General features: G+C 68.3%; 12 protein-coding genes. All 12 read right to left on the reverse strand.

Features of this window, described 5'->3' with window-relative positions:
* Positions 1-7: 7 nt before the first annotated feature.
* The 12 genes from E6K76_05820 to E6K76_05875 all read right to left on the reverse strand — a co-directional run bounded on the left by E6K76_05820 (position 8) and on the right by E6K76_05875 (position 15789).
* Complete coding sequence (locus tag E6K76_05820; protein ID TMQ59106.1) at positions 8-1855, reverse strand: hypothetical protein; 1848 nt, start codon at positions 1853-1855, stop codon at positions 8-10.
* A 39-nt stretch (positions 1856-1894) separates the two neighbouring features.
* Positions 1895-4504, reverse strand: a complete 2610-nt coding sequence (gene mutS / locus E6K76_05825; protein ID TMQ59107.1) for a DNA mismatch repair protein MutS — start codon at positions 4502-4504, stop codon at positions 1895-1897.
* Positions 4505-4515: 11 nt separating this feature from the next.
* The gene (locus E6K76_05830) at positions 4516-5433 is read right to left on the reverse strand and encodes a tetratricopeptide repeat protein (protein ID TMQ59108.1); all 918 of its coding nucleotides are present in this window, start codon (positions 5431-5433) and stop codon (positions 4516-4518) included.
* 179 nt (positions 5434-5612) lie between these two features.
* The gene (locus tag E6K76_05835; protein ID TMQ59109.1) at positions 5613-6752 is read right to left on the reverse strand and encodes a tetratricopeptide repeat protein; all 1140 of its coding nucleotides are present in this window, start codon (positions 6750-6752) and stop codon (positions 5613-5615) included.
* Positions 6752-7078, reverse strand: coding sequence for a LapA family protein (locus tag E6K76_05840; GenBank protein ID TMQ59110.1), 327 nt, complete (start codon positions 7076-7078; stop codon positions 6752-6754). Before E6K76_05840 ends, E6K76_05835 begins: the two co-directional genes overlap by 1 nt.
* A gap of 68 nt (positions 7079-7146) precedes the next feature.
* Positions 7147-8487, reverse strand: a complete 1341-nt coding sequence (gene mtaB, locus E6K76_05845; GenBank protein ID TMQ59111.1) for a tRNA (N(6)-L-threonylcarbamoyladenosine(37)-C(2))-methylthiotransferase MtaB — start codon at positions 8485-8487, stop codon at positions 7147-7149.
* Between the two features lie 6 nt (positions 8488-8493).
* On the reverse strand, positions 8494-10362 hold the full coding sequence (locus E6K76_05850) for a 30S ribosomal protein S1 (GenBank protein ID TMQ59112.1): 1869 nt from the start codon (positions 10360-10362) through the stop codon (positions 8494-8496).
* Positions 10363-10424: 62 nt separating this feature from the next.
* The gene (ispH, locus tag E6K76_05855; GenBank protein ID TMQ59113.1) at positions 10425-11282 is read right to left on the reverse strand and encodes a 4-hydroxy-3-methylbut-2-enyl diphosphate reductase; all 858 of its coding nucleotides are present in this window, start codon (positions 11280-11282) and stop codon (positions 10425-10427) included.
* Entirely contained in the window at positions 11260-12561 is a 1302-nt protein-coding gene (locus tag E6K76_05860) for a (d)CMP kinase (GenBank protein ID TMQ59114.1), read from the reverse strand. Before E6K76_05860 ends, ispH begins: the two co-directional genes overlap by 23 nt.
* A complete protein-coding gene (gene aroA, locus E6K76_05865; GenBank protein ID TMQ59134.1) occupies positions 12558-13826 on the reverse strand; it encodes a 3-phosphoshikimate 1-carboxyvinyltransferase in 1269 nt (422 codons plus the stop codon). Before aroA ends, E6K76_05860 begins: the two co-directional genes overlap by 4 nt.
* Before the next feature lie 11 nt (positions 13827-13837).
* Positions 13838-14692 (reverse strand): prephenate dehydrogenase/arogenate dehydrogenase family protein, encoded by an 855-nt coding sequence (locus E6K76_05870; GenBank protein TMQ59115.1) that lies wholly within the window; start codon positions 14690-14692, stop codon positions 13838-13840.
* Positions 14689-15789 (reverse strand): histidinol-phosphate transaminase, encoded by a 1101-nt coding sequence (locus E6K76_05875; protein TMQ59116.1) that lies wholly within the window; start codon positions 15787-15789, stop codon positions 14689-14691. The genes E6K76_05870 and E6K76_05875 overlap by 4 nt, the downstream gene beginning before the upstream one ends.
* Between the last annotated feature and the right edge of the window lie 2 nt (positions 15790-15791).

The following is a 15791-nucleotide window of genomic DNA, read 5'->3' on the forward strand; positions in this document are numbered from 1 at the left end:
TGCGGCGTCATCGCACCCGATACGGGAGCACCGTGACCGTCTTCTGCTCGCAGCCGTTCATGACCCGGCCCATCTCCACCGGAACCTCCACGAGGGTCGCCCCCTTGACGGGGGCCCCGTCCCCGGACTTGGCCCCGGCGCCGAGCACGTCCAGGATCGAGGACGGGGCCTGGGATATCTCTCCGCCGTGAACGCTGACCCCACGAACCTCCCGGTAGAGTTGCACGAAGATCTGATCGCCGCGGCGCTCGCGGCTCAGGAGGCTCAGGAGGTGGTCCAGATTCTGCGGCTCGAACGTCTCGGGCGCGCGGTCGCGCTCCCACTTGTCGGTCTCGGGGCCATTGCACACCCTGACCGTGAGATCTCCCTGCGGGGTCCCAGGGGGAATCCGGACGGTGACCCGACGCGTTTCGGGCGCATGCCGGGCCGGGCGGATGGAAAGCTCCACCTGGACCGATTCACCCGGCGCGGCCATCGTGGGCTCCACCCGGAAGGACGTGAGGGTGGCCTGGTCGAGCCCGTCCTCCACGGAAATATCCGCCCGCAAGGAATCCAGCTGCACCGGCTCGAATCGATTGATCAAGAGCAGGAGCAGGGTCTGCGAGACGTCGTCTCCCGCGCCCGCGAGAGGGGCGGGGGCCACGATCGCGTTGCCGCGCTTGAGCAGGCGGGTCCCGCCGTTCAACCAGTAGGTCAGGTCGTAGCGCGTGGTCGAAAGGCCCACGTCGAAGAGCGCCTCGGAAATCGAGCTGACGATCGTGGCTGCGGCGAGCCCGGGCGTCAGGGAGCGGCTCCGCGCGATCTCGAATTGATACCGACGCTCGAGGCTCTGCGGTCCCCGGATCGAGACGGTCACCGGAATCATGGACGGGGCGCTGCCGAGCTGCCCCGCGATCCCGACGCTTCGATCGGCGACCAGGGTGCCGCACGTGCGCGTCGCCGATCCTACCTTCGTCGAGATCTGCTGGCTTGCGAACACCGTGTGGATCGTGGCGGCGGTCAGCGGAAGCTGCACTCGCCCCAGCGCAAAGAAAGGATGCCCGAACGCGAGGACGCGGTTTCCCTCGCGGTAGGTCGCCGTACCAATTGCGGTCGCGCTCATGTCCCCGCGCACAAGCTCCACCCCTACGGCGGAGCCGGGCACGATCGAGTCGCATGAGCCGACGTCCTGGGCGCCGCCACCGGGAGCCGAGACAAACCCGTGCTCCTTGAGCCAAGGATCGAGGTAGCGGATCGCCTCGGGGGTGAATCCCGACAGCGCGAGCGGGGTCGCGATGGGGTGCGCCTCGCCGGGGAGCGGCGATGCCCCGCCCGGGGGCAGATCGAGCCCACCGTATCGCGCGTCGGAAGGCTCGAGCTTCTCCTCGGGCATGGGGCGAAGCGAGTTGAGCATCTCCCCGATCGGCGTGATGCCCGCGACCGGATCCTTGGTGAAGGCCCACGTATACGAGACGGCGCCGATGAGCCTCCCGCCGACATAAACGGGGCTTCCGCTCATTCCCGCGATGATCCCGGTCCTCTCGAGGAATTCGCCGTGCGCCCGAGCCAGGATGAGGTCGGCTCCCGGGCGGTTCCCCTTGAGGACCCCGAGAATCGTCATCGGAAAGCTGTCGACCGAGGTTCCCCGGAACACGCTCAGGCCGTAGCCGGTCATACCTGCGCGCACGGAATCGGTGGGAAGTGGGGAGAGCATCGCCTTCGCCGCCGGGAGGGGGGCCGCGAAGCATGGGCTTCCGGCGCGGCCGGCGATCAGGAGGAGCGCGATGGTCGTAAACAGGCCGAGCCGGGGAGCCGTCCCGAAACGGAAGCCCCTCGGTCGTGAACGGCGGGAAGCTATTCGCGGAAGGCGGGTCATGTCTCCTGGAGGGAAGGATACGGATTCGGCCGGGGCCCGTCAATGCTCCCGGGACTTCTGCGCCCGATCGCGGAGCCGGGCCAGCTCGTTCAGGGCGTCGAGAGGCGTCATCGACTCCACCGCGACGCGCGCCAGCTCTCGCGCCAGCGCGGCTTCGAAGCGCGGCGCCACCCTGGAAGGCGCGCGGGCTTCCTCGACCCGCTCCTTCTCCGCCGCATCCGTCGCTGCCGGCTCTTCTGGCGCGCGATCCCCCGCCTCGAGCCTCGCGAGGATCTCCCGCGCCCGGCTCAACACGCCCTCGGGGAGCCCCGCGAGCTTCGCCACGTGGATCCCGTAGGAGCGGTCGGCGCGCCCGGGCGCCAGGGCATGGAGGAAGACGATCTCGTGCCCGCGCTCCTCGACGCGCACCGTGCGGTTCTTGAGGCGCGGGAGCCTCGACTCGAGATCGGTCAGCTCGTGGTAGTGGGTGGCGAAAAGCGTCCGGGGTCTGGCGCCGGGGCCGTCGTGGAGCGTTTCGGTCACCGCCCAGGCCAGGCTCAGCCCGTCGTAGGTGCTCGTGCCGCGCCCCACCTCGTCGAGCAGCACCAGGCTTCGGTCGCTTGCCTGGCGCAGGATCGTCGCCGTCTCCTGCATCTCCACGAAGAAGGTGGAAGCCCCCCGCGCGATCTGATCCGAGGCGCCGACGCGCGTGAAGATCCGGTCCACGAGGCCGATCCTGGCCTCGGCGCAGGGTACGAACGAGCCGATGTGCGCGAGGTAGACGGCGAGGCCGACTTGCCGGAGGAAGGTGGACTTCCCGGCCATGTTGGGCCCGGTGATGAGCCAGATCTGTTCTTGTTCGGGATCGAGCGCGACGTCGTTCGGCTGGAAGGCGCCGGGCTCGAGCGAACGCTCCACCATGGGATGACGCGAAGCGATCAGGCGGAGGCCGCGGTCTTCGGCGAGCGAGGGCCGCACCCATCGCTCGCGGGCCGCGCAGTCTCCCAGGGCGAGATGGAGATCCAGCGCCGCGAGGACGCGGGCCGCGGACTGGATCCGCGGCATCTCGCGGGTGGCGAGATCGCGCAGCTTTTGAAAGTGTTCGGCCTCGAGCCGGTGGCTCTCGATGCTCGATGCCTCGATCCGCTCCTCCATCCGCGTGAGATCGGGGGTGACGAATCGTTCCGCGCCCGCCAGGGTCTGGCGCCGGACGTAGTCCGGAGGAACGCGTCCGAGCTGGGAGCGGGTGACCTCGAGGTAATACCCGAACACGCGGTTGAAGCCAACCTTGAGATTGTGGATCCCGGTCCGCGCACGCTCGCTCGCCTCGAGCGCCAATACCTGCGCGCGGGAGGTGGACGCCTCCCGGCGCCGCTCGTCGAGCACGGGATCGTATCCCTCACGGATGATTCCTCCCTGGGTCGCGGCGAGGGGAAGCTCGTCCGCCAAAGCGCGGCCGAGCTCCGAGGCCGGCGCGGAGAGGTCCGGGAGCGCCGCGCGCCACGCCTCCGTCACGGGGTTCCGGTGCGACTCGAGCGTCTTCGCCACGTCCGGGAGCCGGAGCAACGCGTCCCGAAGCGTTCCGAGGTCGCGCGGCGTGGCGCGGCCGGAACCGAGGAGCCCGAGGGCGCGCTCCAGGTCCGGCATCCGGTGAAGCCGCTCGCGGATCTCGGCGCGAAGACGTGGCGTGAGAGCGAAGAGCTCGGTTCGGTCAAGGCGCGCGCTCAGAACCTCAAGCTCGGCGCACGGAGCGCGAAGGAGCGCCCGGAGCGCCCGCCCCCCCATCGCCGTCTCGGTCCTGTCGAGGAGATGGAGCAGCGTATGCTCGGGACCGGCCTGGGATTCCAGGATCTCCAAGTTCCGCAACGTGACCTCGTCCACCACGAGCGACGGTCCCTCACGGAGCGCGAGGACCGTCCCGATCTGAGGCAGGTCCGATTTCTTGAGGGAGCGGAGGTAGTCGAGAAGCGCGCCGGCGGCTCCGAATCCAAGCCCGGGGTCGCCGAGCCCGAACGAATCCAAGCTCCGGACCTGGAATTTCCGCTCGAGGGCTTGACGCCCCGCGCGCGCGTCGAACCGTACGGCGTCCCAGCGGGTCACGTGGGCGCGGGGGGCGATCTTCGGGAGGCCGAGGTCGGCTGGGACCCCGTCGGGGCAAAGGATCTCGCGCGAAGGATATTCGAGGAGAAGCGCCGCCAGGTCCTCGCTCGCGACCTCCCCCACCCGGAACTCTCCGGTGGAGACCTCGGCCACCGAGACCCCGATCCGTTCCGCGCCCGGGTGAAGGGCCACGATGTAATTGCTGTCGACCGCGTTGAGGATTCCGCTTCGGGTGATGGTTCCCGGCGTGAGAACCTCGATGACCTGCCGATCCACGAGGCCGCGCGCTTCGGACGCCGGCTCCATCTGCTCCGCGATCGCCACCGAATGCCCCTCCTGCACGAGGGTGCGAAGGTATCCATCGACCGCATGGTGCGGCACCCCCGCCAGCGGGATCGAATCATCCTTCTTCTTGTCGCGGCTCGTGAGCGCGATTCCGAGGACTCGCGAGGCGACGAGCGCGTCCTCTCCAAACGTCTCGTAGAAATCCCCCATCCGGAAAAAAAGGATCGTTCCGGGATGCTCGGCCTTGAGCCGCCGGTACTGATCGAGCATCGGGGTCGTTTCCATGGACCCCGTCGTCAGCGCGGCACGATGGTGTAGGAGAAGCCGCGCTCGCGGCGGAGCCTCTCCCCGAGCGCCCGCGCTTCGTCGCGCGTCGCGTACGCCCCCGCGCGGACGCGGTAGATGGGAGTCGCTTCGCGCCCTTCCAGCACGGCGACGTCGCCGACGCCGGCGAGTCTCAGGTCCTTCCCGAGAGCCTCGGCCAGCTCGCGCCGCGCGAAGGCGCCGACCTGGATCGCATATCCGCCCCCGATCGGCAGCCCGAGCATCGGCGGCCCGGCCGAGCGAATCCCGCGGTCGCGCGCCCGGGTTGCCTCGTAGGAGTCGGGGAATCGCTGCGCGACCTGGCGGAACACGGCGGCCGCGTCGGCGCCCCGCCCCATGGTTTCGAGCGAGATCCCCATCGCGTAGAGCGCTTGGGGCGCATAATCTCCGCGCGGATACCGCGCGAGGATCACCTTGAGCGCCTCCACGGCCTCCCGCGGCCTGCTCGCGCGGAGCGCGGCTTCGGCCACGGCGAAGTAGTAGGGTTCCTCCTCGCTGCTTCCGTCCAGATCCTGTTTGGCCGATTTGAAGTGCTGCAGAGCTCCCGCCGCGTCCCCGCGGCCGAGCTGGGAGAGCCCGCGCCAAATGAGACCGTCCCGTCCGAGAGGATCGCGCTCGACCCCCGGGGAGAAAATACTGAGGAGGTTTTCCGCCTCCCGGTAGTCCCCTTGCGCATACTGGCTCTTGGCGAGGGCCAAGGCCGCCGCGCGCCTGTGGGGTCCGCGCGGATAGTTGTTGAGATATTCATCGAGCAGGCGATCCACCGTGCCGGCGTCCTCCGCGATCGAGGCGGAAAGAAAGGCCGCGGCCTCGCCCAGGGCGCGGGGAAGCAGGGCGGGATCCACCCCTTTGAGGAGCGCGCGGGCCTCCTCGACCCGGCCGCGGTCCACCGCGCGTTGGGCGTCCGTGACCCGCCGCTCTTCCGCGAGGGCGCGCGACCCGCCGCGGACAGGCGCGGGTCTCTTGAAGCGCTCCCCGGCGGGGGGACGCTCGGCGAGGAGCGACGCCGTCATCGCCACGAGGCATATCCCCGCTACGGCGAAGGGCAGGAAGGTCCTCGGCCCGTGTTTCATGCGACGGTCGACCACGCGGAGCACGCGGGGCACCGGGTCCAGTACTCATCGGAGGCGGTGCCGCAGGCAGGGCACGAAAAGCGTTCGGTGCTTTGAAACCGCTTCAAGAGCGCTTCCACTTCGTCGAGGGCGTGGCTCAGGTCGCCTCGCCGGCGGTGCACGTCGACGAGAAGCAACCTCGCCGACAGAGACTCGGGCTCGATCTCGAGCGCCTCGCCGAGAGCGCGGCTCGCCTCGAGGAGATCGCCCTTCTTGATGTGCATCCGAGCGAGCGCGACCATGATCCTCGCATCCCGAGGATTGCGCGCGAGCATCTCTTCGTAGGTCTGCGCCATTTCGCTGAATCGTCCGCGCTCGAAATACGCGGTCTCCAGGCGCTCGAGCACGAGGTTGGCTCGTTCCGGGTGCGTCCGGGCAAGTCCTTTCCAGAGGACGACCGCGCGCTCCGGGCGGGCGCGATCGTAGTAGATATCGCCGAGCCGGAGCAGGGCGGCGGGATGGTTTCGCTCGAGGCGGAGCGCGCCCCGGAGATGCTTCTCCGCCTCCCGGATCTTTCCGGCGCGCAAATAGCTCTCCCCGATGGCGGAGCGGTAGCTGGCGAGCGCCTCGTTGGCGCGTTCGCCGTTCGCCCGGGCAAGCTCCGAGCGCACCTCGAAGGCGCCCTCCCAGTCCCGGGCCGCCTCGTGGGCGCGAAGCAGGATCCTGAGCGCGCGTCCGTCCTTTGGGTCAAGCTCGAGGAGCGTCTCCGCCTCCTCCACCGCCTCCTCCGGTCGGCGGAGCGCGATGAGATCCAACACGAGCCCCTCACGCGCCGCCCGCTGCTGGGCCAAAGTCTGCCCAGGCCGCACCGTCAGCTCACGGTGGATGTGGAAGGCGCGGCCCGCCTCGCCCCGCTCCCGGAGCAAGTTCCCCAGGTGGATGTAGGCGTCCGCGTTGTCGGTGTCGATTCGAACCGTCTCGGTAAAGGCGAGGAGCGCCTCGTCGCGGTCCCCGCGGAGGAGGGCGTCCATCGCGTGCCGGTACGGCGTGTCCGGCCCCGCGCGGTCCACGGTGAACCCTCCGGAAAGGGTCCACGCGGCCCAGCCCACCAGCGCCAACACCCCGCCCCCCAAGACGAAGGCGTAGAGGGCCGGCATCAGTCCTCGCCGCCTTGCTTCTCGTCGATCCTCAGGTCCTCCAGAGGAAGGTTGCGCAGGGAACGAAGCTCTTCCTTCAGGCTCTGGTTTTCTCGCGCGAGGCGGCCCATCGCCGCCCGGCCCTTCAGGTAGTGAATCGACGTCAGGATGAACGCGAGAAACATCCCCAGGGCGAAGGCGGCGAAGAGGATCACGGTGAGAGGGAGGTCTACGTAGGTCGCGCCGGGGAGCCTGATTTCCGTGACGCGCCCGTTCACGTTCAGAACCGCAAAGCCCACAACGACAATCATGACTAGAAGCCAGGCGAGATTCTTGAGAATCCACATGAGCGTCCCCTCCCGGGATGGGGCGGTTTCGGATTCCGGCGCGAGGATATCGGCCTCCGGCGGGAGGGTCAACCCGTTGCTGCGATCGATCCCACGAGGCGCCCGCCCGACACCCCCTCGACGCGGGCGAGATGGATCCCATCCCGCCGGTCGGGATCACGATCGAGCTCGACCGGAACGTACACGTCGCTCATCGCGATCGGCCCGCGGGTTCCGCGCCCCGATTCCATCACGACGGGAACGGTCGAGTCGATGAGGGAGCGCCGAAACGCATCCGACTTGGCCTCCCCCAGGGCGCGGAGCCTCTCGGCGCGCTCCCGGGCCCCCGCCTCGGGCACTCCGGCCCCCAGGCGCGCGGCCACGGTCCCCGGGCGCGGCGAATAGCGGAACACGTGAAGGAAGGTGATCGGCGATCCCTCGAGGAAATCGTAGGTCTCCTGAAACTGGGCCTCGCCCTCGCCCGGAAAGCCCACGATCACGTCGGCTCCGATTCCGACGGGCCCGCGTGCCGAGACCCCCGACACGAGCGCCGCGTACTCCTCCCGGGTGTAGCCGCGCCTCATCGCGCGCAAGATTCGGTTCGAGCCGCTCTGGAGCGGCACGTGAAGATGCCGGCAGAGCCGTGGCTCGCTGCCGATGAGCCCGGCGAGGACCGGATCCACCTTGTTGGGCTCTATCGACGAGAGGCGGACCCGATGGCGTGCGCCCAAGCCGAGGAGCGCCTGGACGAGCCCGGCGAGCGCGCCCGTCCCGCCGAGGTCGCGGCCGTAGCCGCCCAGATCCGCGCCGGTGAGCACGATCTCGCTGAATCCAGTCTCAAGAAGCCTGCGCGCGCGCTCTAGGACCTCCCCCGGCGGCAGGCTGCGGCTTCGCCCGCGCACATAGGGGACGATGCAATACGTGCAGAAGGAGTCGCAGCCGTCCTGGATCTTGAGAAGAGCGCGCGAGCGTCCGACGAGCAAGGGCGCGGCGGTCTTGAAGTCGCGGATGGCGCGTGCGGCGCCCACGCGGACCCAGGGCGTTTCTCCCGCCGCCGCCCGCATGACTGACTCCGCGTCATCCCGCTCGGCGGAGCCCAGGACCGCGGTCACCCCCGGGAGCGCCCGCAGCTCCTCGGGAGCACGTTGTGCGTAGCAACCGGTCACGACGATCCTCGCCTTCGGCCGGGTGCGGTGAAGCCGCCGGACGAGCTGGCGCGCCTCCTGATCGGCCCGCGCGGTGACCGTGCACGTGTTCACGAAGACGACGTCCGCGTCCGCCGATCCGGCGGGGACTTCGGCAAACCCCGAATCCAAGATTCGCGCCCGGAGCGCCGCGGTGTCGTACTGATTCAGGCGGCACCCCAGCGTCCAAAAAGAGACCCGAGGGGTCTTCGACGACCCCTCGGGCGATAGCGCGACGTCGGTCATATCACGTCAAAAATCGGTTGCCGCGTCCCCGGTCTCCTCGGCCTCGACCGTGACGGGTTCCTCGGTCGAGGACTCCGCGGACGGACTCGGCTTGAACTTGGTCTGGAACTCGGCCTGGACCGGCTGAGGTTGGTCGGCCAGCCACGCGCGCACGCTGAGAATGATCCGATGCGCCTGCGTGTCCACGCGCGTGACCTTGAGGTTCAGGTCATCCCCCATCGTGAAGCTGTCCGCCGGCTTCTTGAGCCCCTCCACTCCCAGCTGGGAGAGCGGGATGAAGCCCTCGAGCCCTTCCTCCAAGTCCACGATCACGCCGCGGTCCAGGAGGCGGACCACCTTCCCCTTCACGATCAGGTCCGGGATGTATTTTTCGGCGAGGGTGGGCCACGGATCTTCGCTCACCTGCTTCAAGCCCAGGGAAATCCTCCGGGCATCCTTGTCGATCGAGAGGACCACCACGTCGACCTTGTCCCCTTTCTTCAATACTTCGCTGGGGTGCACGACGCGTCGGGTCCAGGACATGTCGCTGATGTGCACGAGACCGTCGATCCCCTCCTCGATCTCGACGAAGGCGCCGAAATTCGTCAGGTTCCGGACCTTTCCGGCGAGCTTGGTGCCGATCGGGAACCGCTGGTCGAGGGTGAGCCACGGATCCGGCTCGGTCTGCTTCAGGCCGAGCGAGATCTTCTCGTTCTCCTTGTCGATCTTGAGAATGACCGCCTCGATTTGATCGCCGATCGCGACGACCTTCGAAGGATGTCGCACGTGGCGTGTCCAGGACATCTCCGAGATATGGACGAGCCCCTCGATTCCCTTCTCCAGCTCCACGAAGGCGCCGTAGTCGGTGATCGAGACCACCTTCCCCTTGACCTTCTGGGCGACCTGATAGCGCTTTTCGACGTCCTCCCACGGGTAGGGCGTGAGCTGTTTCATGCCGAGCGAGATCCGTTCTTTCTCCGGATCGAACGAGAGGACCTTCACCTTCACCTTCTCGCCGATCGAGACCAGCTCGGACGGGTGGCTCACGCGTCCCCAGGACATGTCGGTGATGTGCAGCAGGCCGTCGATGCCTCCCAAGTCCACGAAGGCGCCGAAATCGGTGATGTTCTTCACCACACCCTCACGAACCTGGTCCTTCGCCAGCTCCTGGATGATTTCGCTCTTTTGCTTGGCTCGATGCTCCTCGAGGACGGCGCGCCGGGAGACGACGATGTTCCGGCGCCTCTTGTTGAGCTTGATGATCTTGAACTCCATTCCCTGACCGATCAGGGAGTCCACGTTCTGAACCTGCCGGAGCGCGATCTGCGACCCGGGAAGGAACGCCTCGACCCCGTAGAGATCGACCACGACGCCGCCCTTGATCTTCCGCACCAGCTTGCCTTCCACGAGCTGCCCTTGATCCGCGGCGGTTTTCACGCGGTCCCACACCTTGACGAAGTCGGCCCGCTGCTTCGAGAGCACCACGAGGCCGTCCTGATTCTCAGTTTTCTCGAGGAAGACCTCGATCTCGTCCCCGACCTTCACTCCTTCGAGATCCGGAAACTCTTCGACAGGAATGACGCCTTCGGACTTGAACCCGACGTCCACCGTGACTTCCTTGTCGTCGATCTTGAGGACGCGGCCGCGGACGATTTCGCCTTCTTCCAGGTCCTTGAGCGAGTCCTCGTAGAGCTGGAGCCATTGCCCCATCATGCTCGCGGAGTCCTCGTCGGTATCGAGCTCCTGGGTGCCGACGGCGGTGATCGCGCCCTCGTCTCCGCCTTCGTCGTGGATGAGCCTCGTCTGCGGTTTGCGCTTACGGGGCTTCGTCTCGACCTCGGCGTCGTCCGCCGACTCGTCCTTTACGTCCACATCCTCTTCATGACGTCGAACCATTCGTTGGTGTTCCCCCTTGCCTCTTCTATGAAATTCGGCCGTGAAGGCCGGTGGTGCCTGATTCAAGCCCCCGCGGGGCTCGGCTCGATGCGGGTGATCCGGTCCACAACGTCGGCGATGACCTCATCGGGCGTCGATGCCCCCGCCGAGACGCCGACCCGGGACAATCCCTGGAACCAATCCTCCTGGATTTCGTCCGCGGACTCGATCTGGAGCACCCGCGGATTCACCTTGCGGCAGACCTCCGCGAGCTGGGCCGTGTTCGCGCTCTGACGTCCGCCCACGATCACCATCGCTTCAACTTCCGACGAAAGCTCGATGGCAGTCTTCTGCATCGAGGTCGTCGCCCCGCAAAGCGTGTTGAACACGCGTACTTCCTTGCCGCGCTTCAGAAGCGCGCCCACGATTTCCTGGACGTGCCCGATCGAATGGGTTGTCTGGAACACCACCCCCATTCTCGGGATGAACTTGAGCGCCTCCGCCTCGGCGATGGTGTTGATCACGATCGCCCGATTCTCCGTATACGCCACGACGCCGATCACTTCCGGATGATTTTTGTCCCCGATCATGACGACCTTGTAGCCGTCGGCGATGAGCTTGGCCGCATATTGCTGCGCCTTGGTAACGAACGGACACGTGGTATCCACAACCTTGAGGCCCCGCTCCGCCGCGTCCCGCTTCAGCTCCGGGCCCACGCCGTGGGACCGGATGATGACGGTGTCCTCGGGGTCCACGCTCTCGAGATCCCCCACCACCTCGAGCCCGCGCTTGCGAAACGAGCTCACGACCTGTGGATTGTGGATCAGGGATCCGAGCGATTTGACGCGGGATCCCGCCGCATCCATGGTGTCGTTCGCCATCTTGATCGCACGTTTCACCCCGAAGCAGAAACCGGCGTTATCCGCGACGATCACGTCCATGTCGTTTCTCCTGGTCCGCGCGCAGCGCCCCGATCATGTCCATGACGTGCCGGGCGAAGTCGCGCACTTCCTCCCGCTCGGGATGACCCGAACGGGGGGGCATCACGGGCGAGCCGAATGTGATCCGGATCGGAACCTGCCGCTTGATCGAGCGGCGGATTTGATTTGAGCCTGTGACGCACGCGGGCAAAACCGGGGACCGTGTAACCGCCGAGAGACGTCCCACCCCGGCCCGGGGGGGTAACAGCGTACCGCTCTTGTTCCGCGTCCCTTCCGGAAAGATCAGGACGGCGCCTCCCGCGGAGAGCACCTCCTCTGCCCCGCGGAGCCCGCTGCGGGCCTGCGGCCCCCGTTGAATTGGGATGGCATTATACGACCGGAGGAGGGCTCCGAACAGAGGATTATGGAATAATTCCGCCTTCGCCACGAAGTGGACCGGCCTTGGGATGGAGGAGCCGACCAAGGGCGGGTCCCAAAAGGAGATGTGGTTGCACGCCACGATCAGCGGGCCCTTACGTGGAATTCGCTCCAGCCCCTCCACGTGGAAGTCGAGGAAGACCCGCGCGAAGGCCTGCGCGAATCCAGCCCCGAACCGATAGACGAGGCTCGCCCGCTCCGGGCGCGCGCGCGCCAGCTCGGCCCAGCGGCTGGCCAGCGCGATCTGCTCCTCGGGGCCGATGCAGGTGGTCTCGAGGAGGATCGCGTCGGGAGCCCGCACGAGCGGGCTCGCCACGCGCTCGGTGTCCCGCCGGTCCCGCTCGCGGATCGCCTCGACGATGGCGTTCTGGTCGGGGCTCTGCCCCTTCGCCCGAAGCTCGAGGAAGCGCCGCTCGGCCCGCGCTTCGGCGCTTGCCGAGATGAAGATCTTGAGATCCGCGTCCGGGAAGACCACGGTCCCGATGTCCCGCCCTTCCATCACGAGCCCGGGGTCCGCCCGGAACGAGCGCTGGAGCGAGACCAGCTTTTGGCGAAGCCGGGGATGGAGCGCCACCCGCGACGCGGCTTCGCCGGCCTCCGTGGTCCGGATCGTATCCTCGATCGACACGCCGTCCACGAGCATCCCGTCGGTGCTCGGCTGAAACCGCGCCCGACCGACCATCTCGACGAGCGCCGCCTCGTCCTCGAGGGAGATCCCGTGCCGGAGGGCGAGCAGCGCGACGCTCCGATACATTGCTCCGGAATCCACGTGCACGAGGCCCAGATGCCTCGCGACCCCGCGGGCGGTCGTGCTCTTCCCCGCCCCCGCGGGTCCGTCGATCGCCAGCACGAAGGGTTTCAACGCACGAGGCTCCGCAGCCGGCTCAGAAATCCCGGATCGGAGACGCGCGAGGACTCGGCGCCCAGCAGGGTGACTCCTTCCCGCGCCACGAGCCCTGCGACGAGAAATGCCATCGCGATGCGGTGGTCCCCGGCCGCATCGACGGTGCCGCCGCGGAAGCGCCCTCCCCTTCCATGGATCGTCCAGCCATCCGGGTGCACATCCACGTCGACCCCGATCGCTTGAAGGCCGGCGGCGACCGCGCCGATCCGGTCCGATTCCTTGACCCGGAGCTCTTCCGCGCCCCGCACGACGGTCTTTCCTTCCGCGAAGGCCGCGAGAATGGCCACGAGGGGCAGCTCGTCGATCAATCCCGGCGCGCCGTCGGGAGCGAGACGCACCCCGCGGAGCGCGCCGGAGCGCACGCGCAGGTCGGCCACCGGCTCCTCCGAGGCGAGACGCTCGTTTCCGCGTTCCACTCGCGCCCCGATCCGCGCGAGGTGATCCAGGAAGGCGGTCCGCGTCGGATTGACGCCGACGCTCCGGATCGTGACGTCCGATCCGCGCACGATGGCCGCGGCGGCCAGAAGGAACGCCGCCGCGGAGAAATCCCCGGGGACCTCGATCTCGGTCGCGTGGAGCGAGGCAGGACCACGGACGCGCGCGGCGCCCCCGTCCCGCTCGACGGGGGCGCCGAAGAGCGGCAGCATGCGCTCGGTGTGGTCCCGTGTCGGAGTCGATTCGCGCACCGAGGTCACACCGTGCGCCTGCACGCCGGCGAGGAGCACGGCGCTCTTGACCTGCGAGCTTGGGACCGCGGTCAGAACGGCGGCGCCTTGAAGCATCCGGCCGCGCACGACGACCGGCGGATATCGGTCCCCTTGCCTCGCGGTGAGCTCGGCGCCCAGGGCCCGCAGCGGCTCGATCACCCGCGCGACGGGGCGTCTCCGCAGGGAGGAATCGCCGGTCAGGATCGAGAGAAAGGGCTGGGCGGCGAGAACTCCGGTCGCAAGCCTCAGCGCCGTCCCGGAGTTTCGAGCGTCGAGAACCCGGTCGCTCTCGCGGAGCTCTCCCCCGCGGATCAGGACACCCTCCTTGGCCGAGGCGGTGACGCGGGCGCCGAGCTGCCGCGCGATTCCGAGCGCGGCGGCGGCGTCCGCCCCCGGGTTCGCCCCGCGAATCCGCGTCACGCCGGGCGCCAGCGCTCCGAGGAGGATGCCCCGCTGCGTGATTGATTTATCCCCGGGAACCCGGGTCTCGCCGCGGAGCGGGCCCCGCGGCACGATGCGGGCCCGGGTCACGGAGCGATCTCCCTGCGAAACTCGCGCGCCTCCTCGAGGAGCGTCCGGAGCCCGGGGTCCTTGCGCTCGATGGCGTGCCGCAATCCACGAATCTCCCGCTCGAGAAGCTCGAGGGCGGGCGTGAGCTTCTCCGCGTTCAAGGTGAGGATCTCGAACCAGAGATCGGCCGGAGACCCGGCGAGTCTGGACATGTCCTTGAGCCCCGGACCCGCGCCCTGGGCGAGCATGCCGGTCAGGTTCCCCGTCCGGCGGAGCGTCCTCACGAGCGCCGTCGAGACCACTTGGGGGAGGTGGCTCGTGAGCGCGACGAGCGCGTCGTGGATCGCCGGGGCCATCGCGGACGGGCGCGCTCCGATCGAAGCCCAGAGCGCGCCCACGCCTTCGGCCGGAGATCCCGGATCGAGCGGCGCCCCGACGAGGACCGGCGCTCCCCGGTAAAGATCCGCGCGCGCCGCCCGGATCCCCCCCTGCTCCGAGCCCCGCAGAGGGTGCGAGCCCACGAACCGCCGCCTTCGGTCAGGCTTGGCCGAGACCGCGGTCAGCACGGGAAGCATCACGCTCGAGAGGTCGGTGAGGACCGCGTCGCGCGGCATCGCATCCGCCAGGCTCGGCACGATCGCCACCGCGACCCGAGGCGGGACGGCGGTGACCACGATCTCTGTATCGGGATCCGGTCTTCCGGAATCGGGCAAGAGCGCGTCCACCGCCCCGCGTTCGCGCGCCAGGCGCGCGGTCTCGGGATCGGGGTCGTAGCCCAGCACCCGCGGCGGATCGTTCCCCGCGCGGAGCGCCAAGCCGAGCGATCCCCCGATCAGCCCAAGCCCGTGAATCGCGATGACCCGCGGCGTCACAGGATCCGGCGCAGTCCGTCGAGGAGCCTCTCCAGCTCGGCCCGGGTCCCGGCGCTGATCCGCGCGTACTCGGGCGGGAGCCCGAACGAAGTCACGGGGCGGACGATGATCCCCAGGCGCTCGAGCTTGCGCGCGGCCTCGACGGCGGAGCCGGGGAAGCGGGCGAGGACGAAATTCGCCCACGTCGGCGTGAGCGTGAGGCCGAGCCCGGGAAGCTCCGAGAAGAGGAGCTTCTTCCCCGCCTCGTTCACCGCGCGGCTGCGCTCCACCTGGGCCCTGTCCCGCAAGCTGGCGCGCGCGGCGGCCTGGCCGACGCTCGTCGCGTTGAAGGGAAGCCTCACCCGGTGGACGAGCGACGTCAGCTCCGGAGAAAAAAAGCCGTATCCGACCCGAAGTCCCGCGAGCGCATAGATCTTCGAAAACGTCCGGAGCACCGCGACCCGCTTCCCCTTCCGCAAGTAATCCAGCCCGTTCGGATACTCGGGATCGGTGACGTATTCGAAGTACGCTTCGTCCAGAATCGTGAGAACGTGATCCGGCACTCGATCGAAATAGCGGTCGAGGGCGCGCCGGGGAACCATCGTGCCCGTCGGGTTGTCGGGGTTGGAGAAATAGACGAGCCTCGTGCGCTCGTTGACCGCGGCGAGCATGGCGTCCGGGTCGTGGAAGAGCTCGCGCCCCGGCACGCGGACGAGCTTTCCCCCGGCCACGCGGACGGCGATCGCGAACATGACGAACGCGGGGTCCGACATCACGGCCTCGTCCCCCGGGCCGAGATGAATGCGGCAGAGGACGTCGATGAGATCGTTCGAGCCCGATCCGACCGCGATCTGTTCGATGGGGATGCCCCAGAATTCGGAGAGCGCCTCTCGCAGGTAATAGGAGCTGCCGTCCGGGTAGCGGTTCACGCCGCGGATCGCCTCGGCCATCGCTTCGATCGCGAGCGGCGAGGGGCCGAGCGGATTTTCGTTTGAGGCGAGCTTGATGGCGCCGGAGATATGGAGCTCGCGCTCCAGCTCCTCGACGGGCTTGCCGGGGACGTAGGGCTCAAGGGAGCGAACTTCAGGCCGGACCGGTTCCATCGCGCGGATCGACATCA

The organism is Candidatus Eisenbacteria bacterium (assembly GCA_005893275.1).
In the GTDB taxonomy this organism is placed as follows: Bacteria; Eisenbacteria; RBG-16-71-46; order SZUA-252; family SZUA-252; genus WS-7.

Coding starts and splice junctions, on each gene's coding strand:
- E6K76_05875 (TMQ59116.1), bottom strand. CDS start 15,789: ATGTCGATCCGCGCGATGGAACCGGTCCGGCCTGAAGTTCGCTCCCTT.
- mtaB (TMQ59111.1), bottom strand. CDS start 8,487: ATGACCGACGTCGCGCTATCGCCCGAGGGGTCGTCGAAGACCCCTCGG.
- ispH (TMQ59113.1), bottom strand. CDS start 11,282: ATGGACGTGATCGTCGCGGATAACGCCGGTTTCTGCTTCGGGGTGAAA.
- E6K76_05835 (TMQ59109.1), bottom strand. CDS start 6,752: ATGCCGGCCCTCTACGCCTTCGTCTTGGGGGGCGGGGTGTTGGCGCTG.
- E6K76_05840 (TMQ59110.1), bottom strand. CDS start 7,078: ATGTGGATTCTCAAGAATCTCGCCTGGCTTCTAGTCATGATTGTCGTT.
- mutS (TMQ59107.1), bottom strand. CDS start 4,504: ATGGAAACGACCCCGATGCTCGATCAGTACCGGCGGCTCAAGGCCGAG.
- E6K76_05820 (TMQ59106.1), bottom strand. CDS start 1,855: ATGACCCGCCTTCCGCGAATAGCTTCCCGCCGTTCACGACCGAGGGGC.
- E6K76_05850 (TMQ59112.1), bottom strand. CDS start 10,362: ATGGTTCGACGTCATGAAGAGGATGTGGACGTAAAGGACGAGTCGGCG.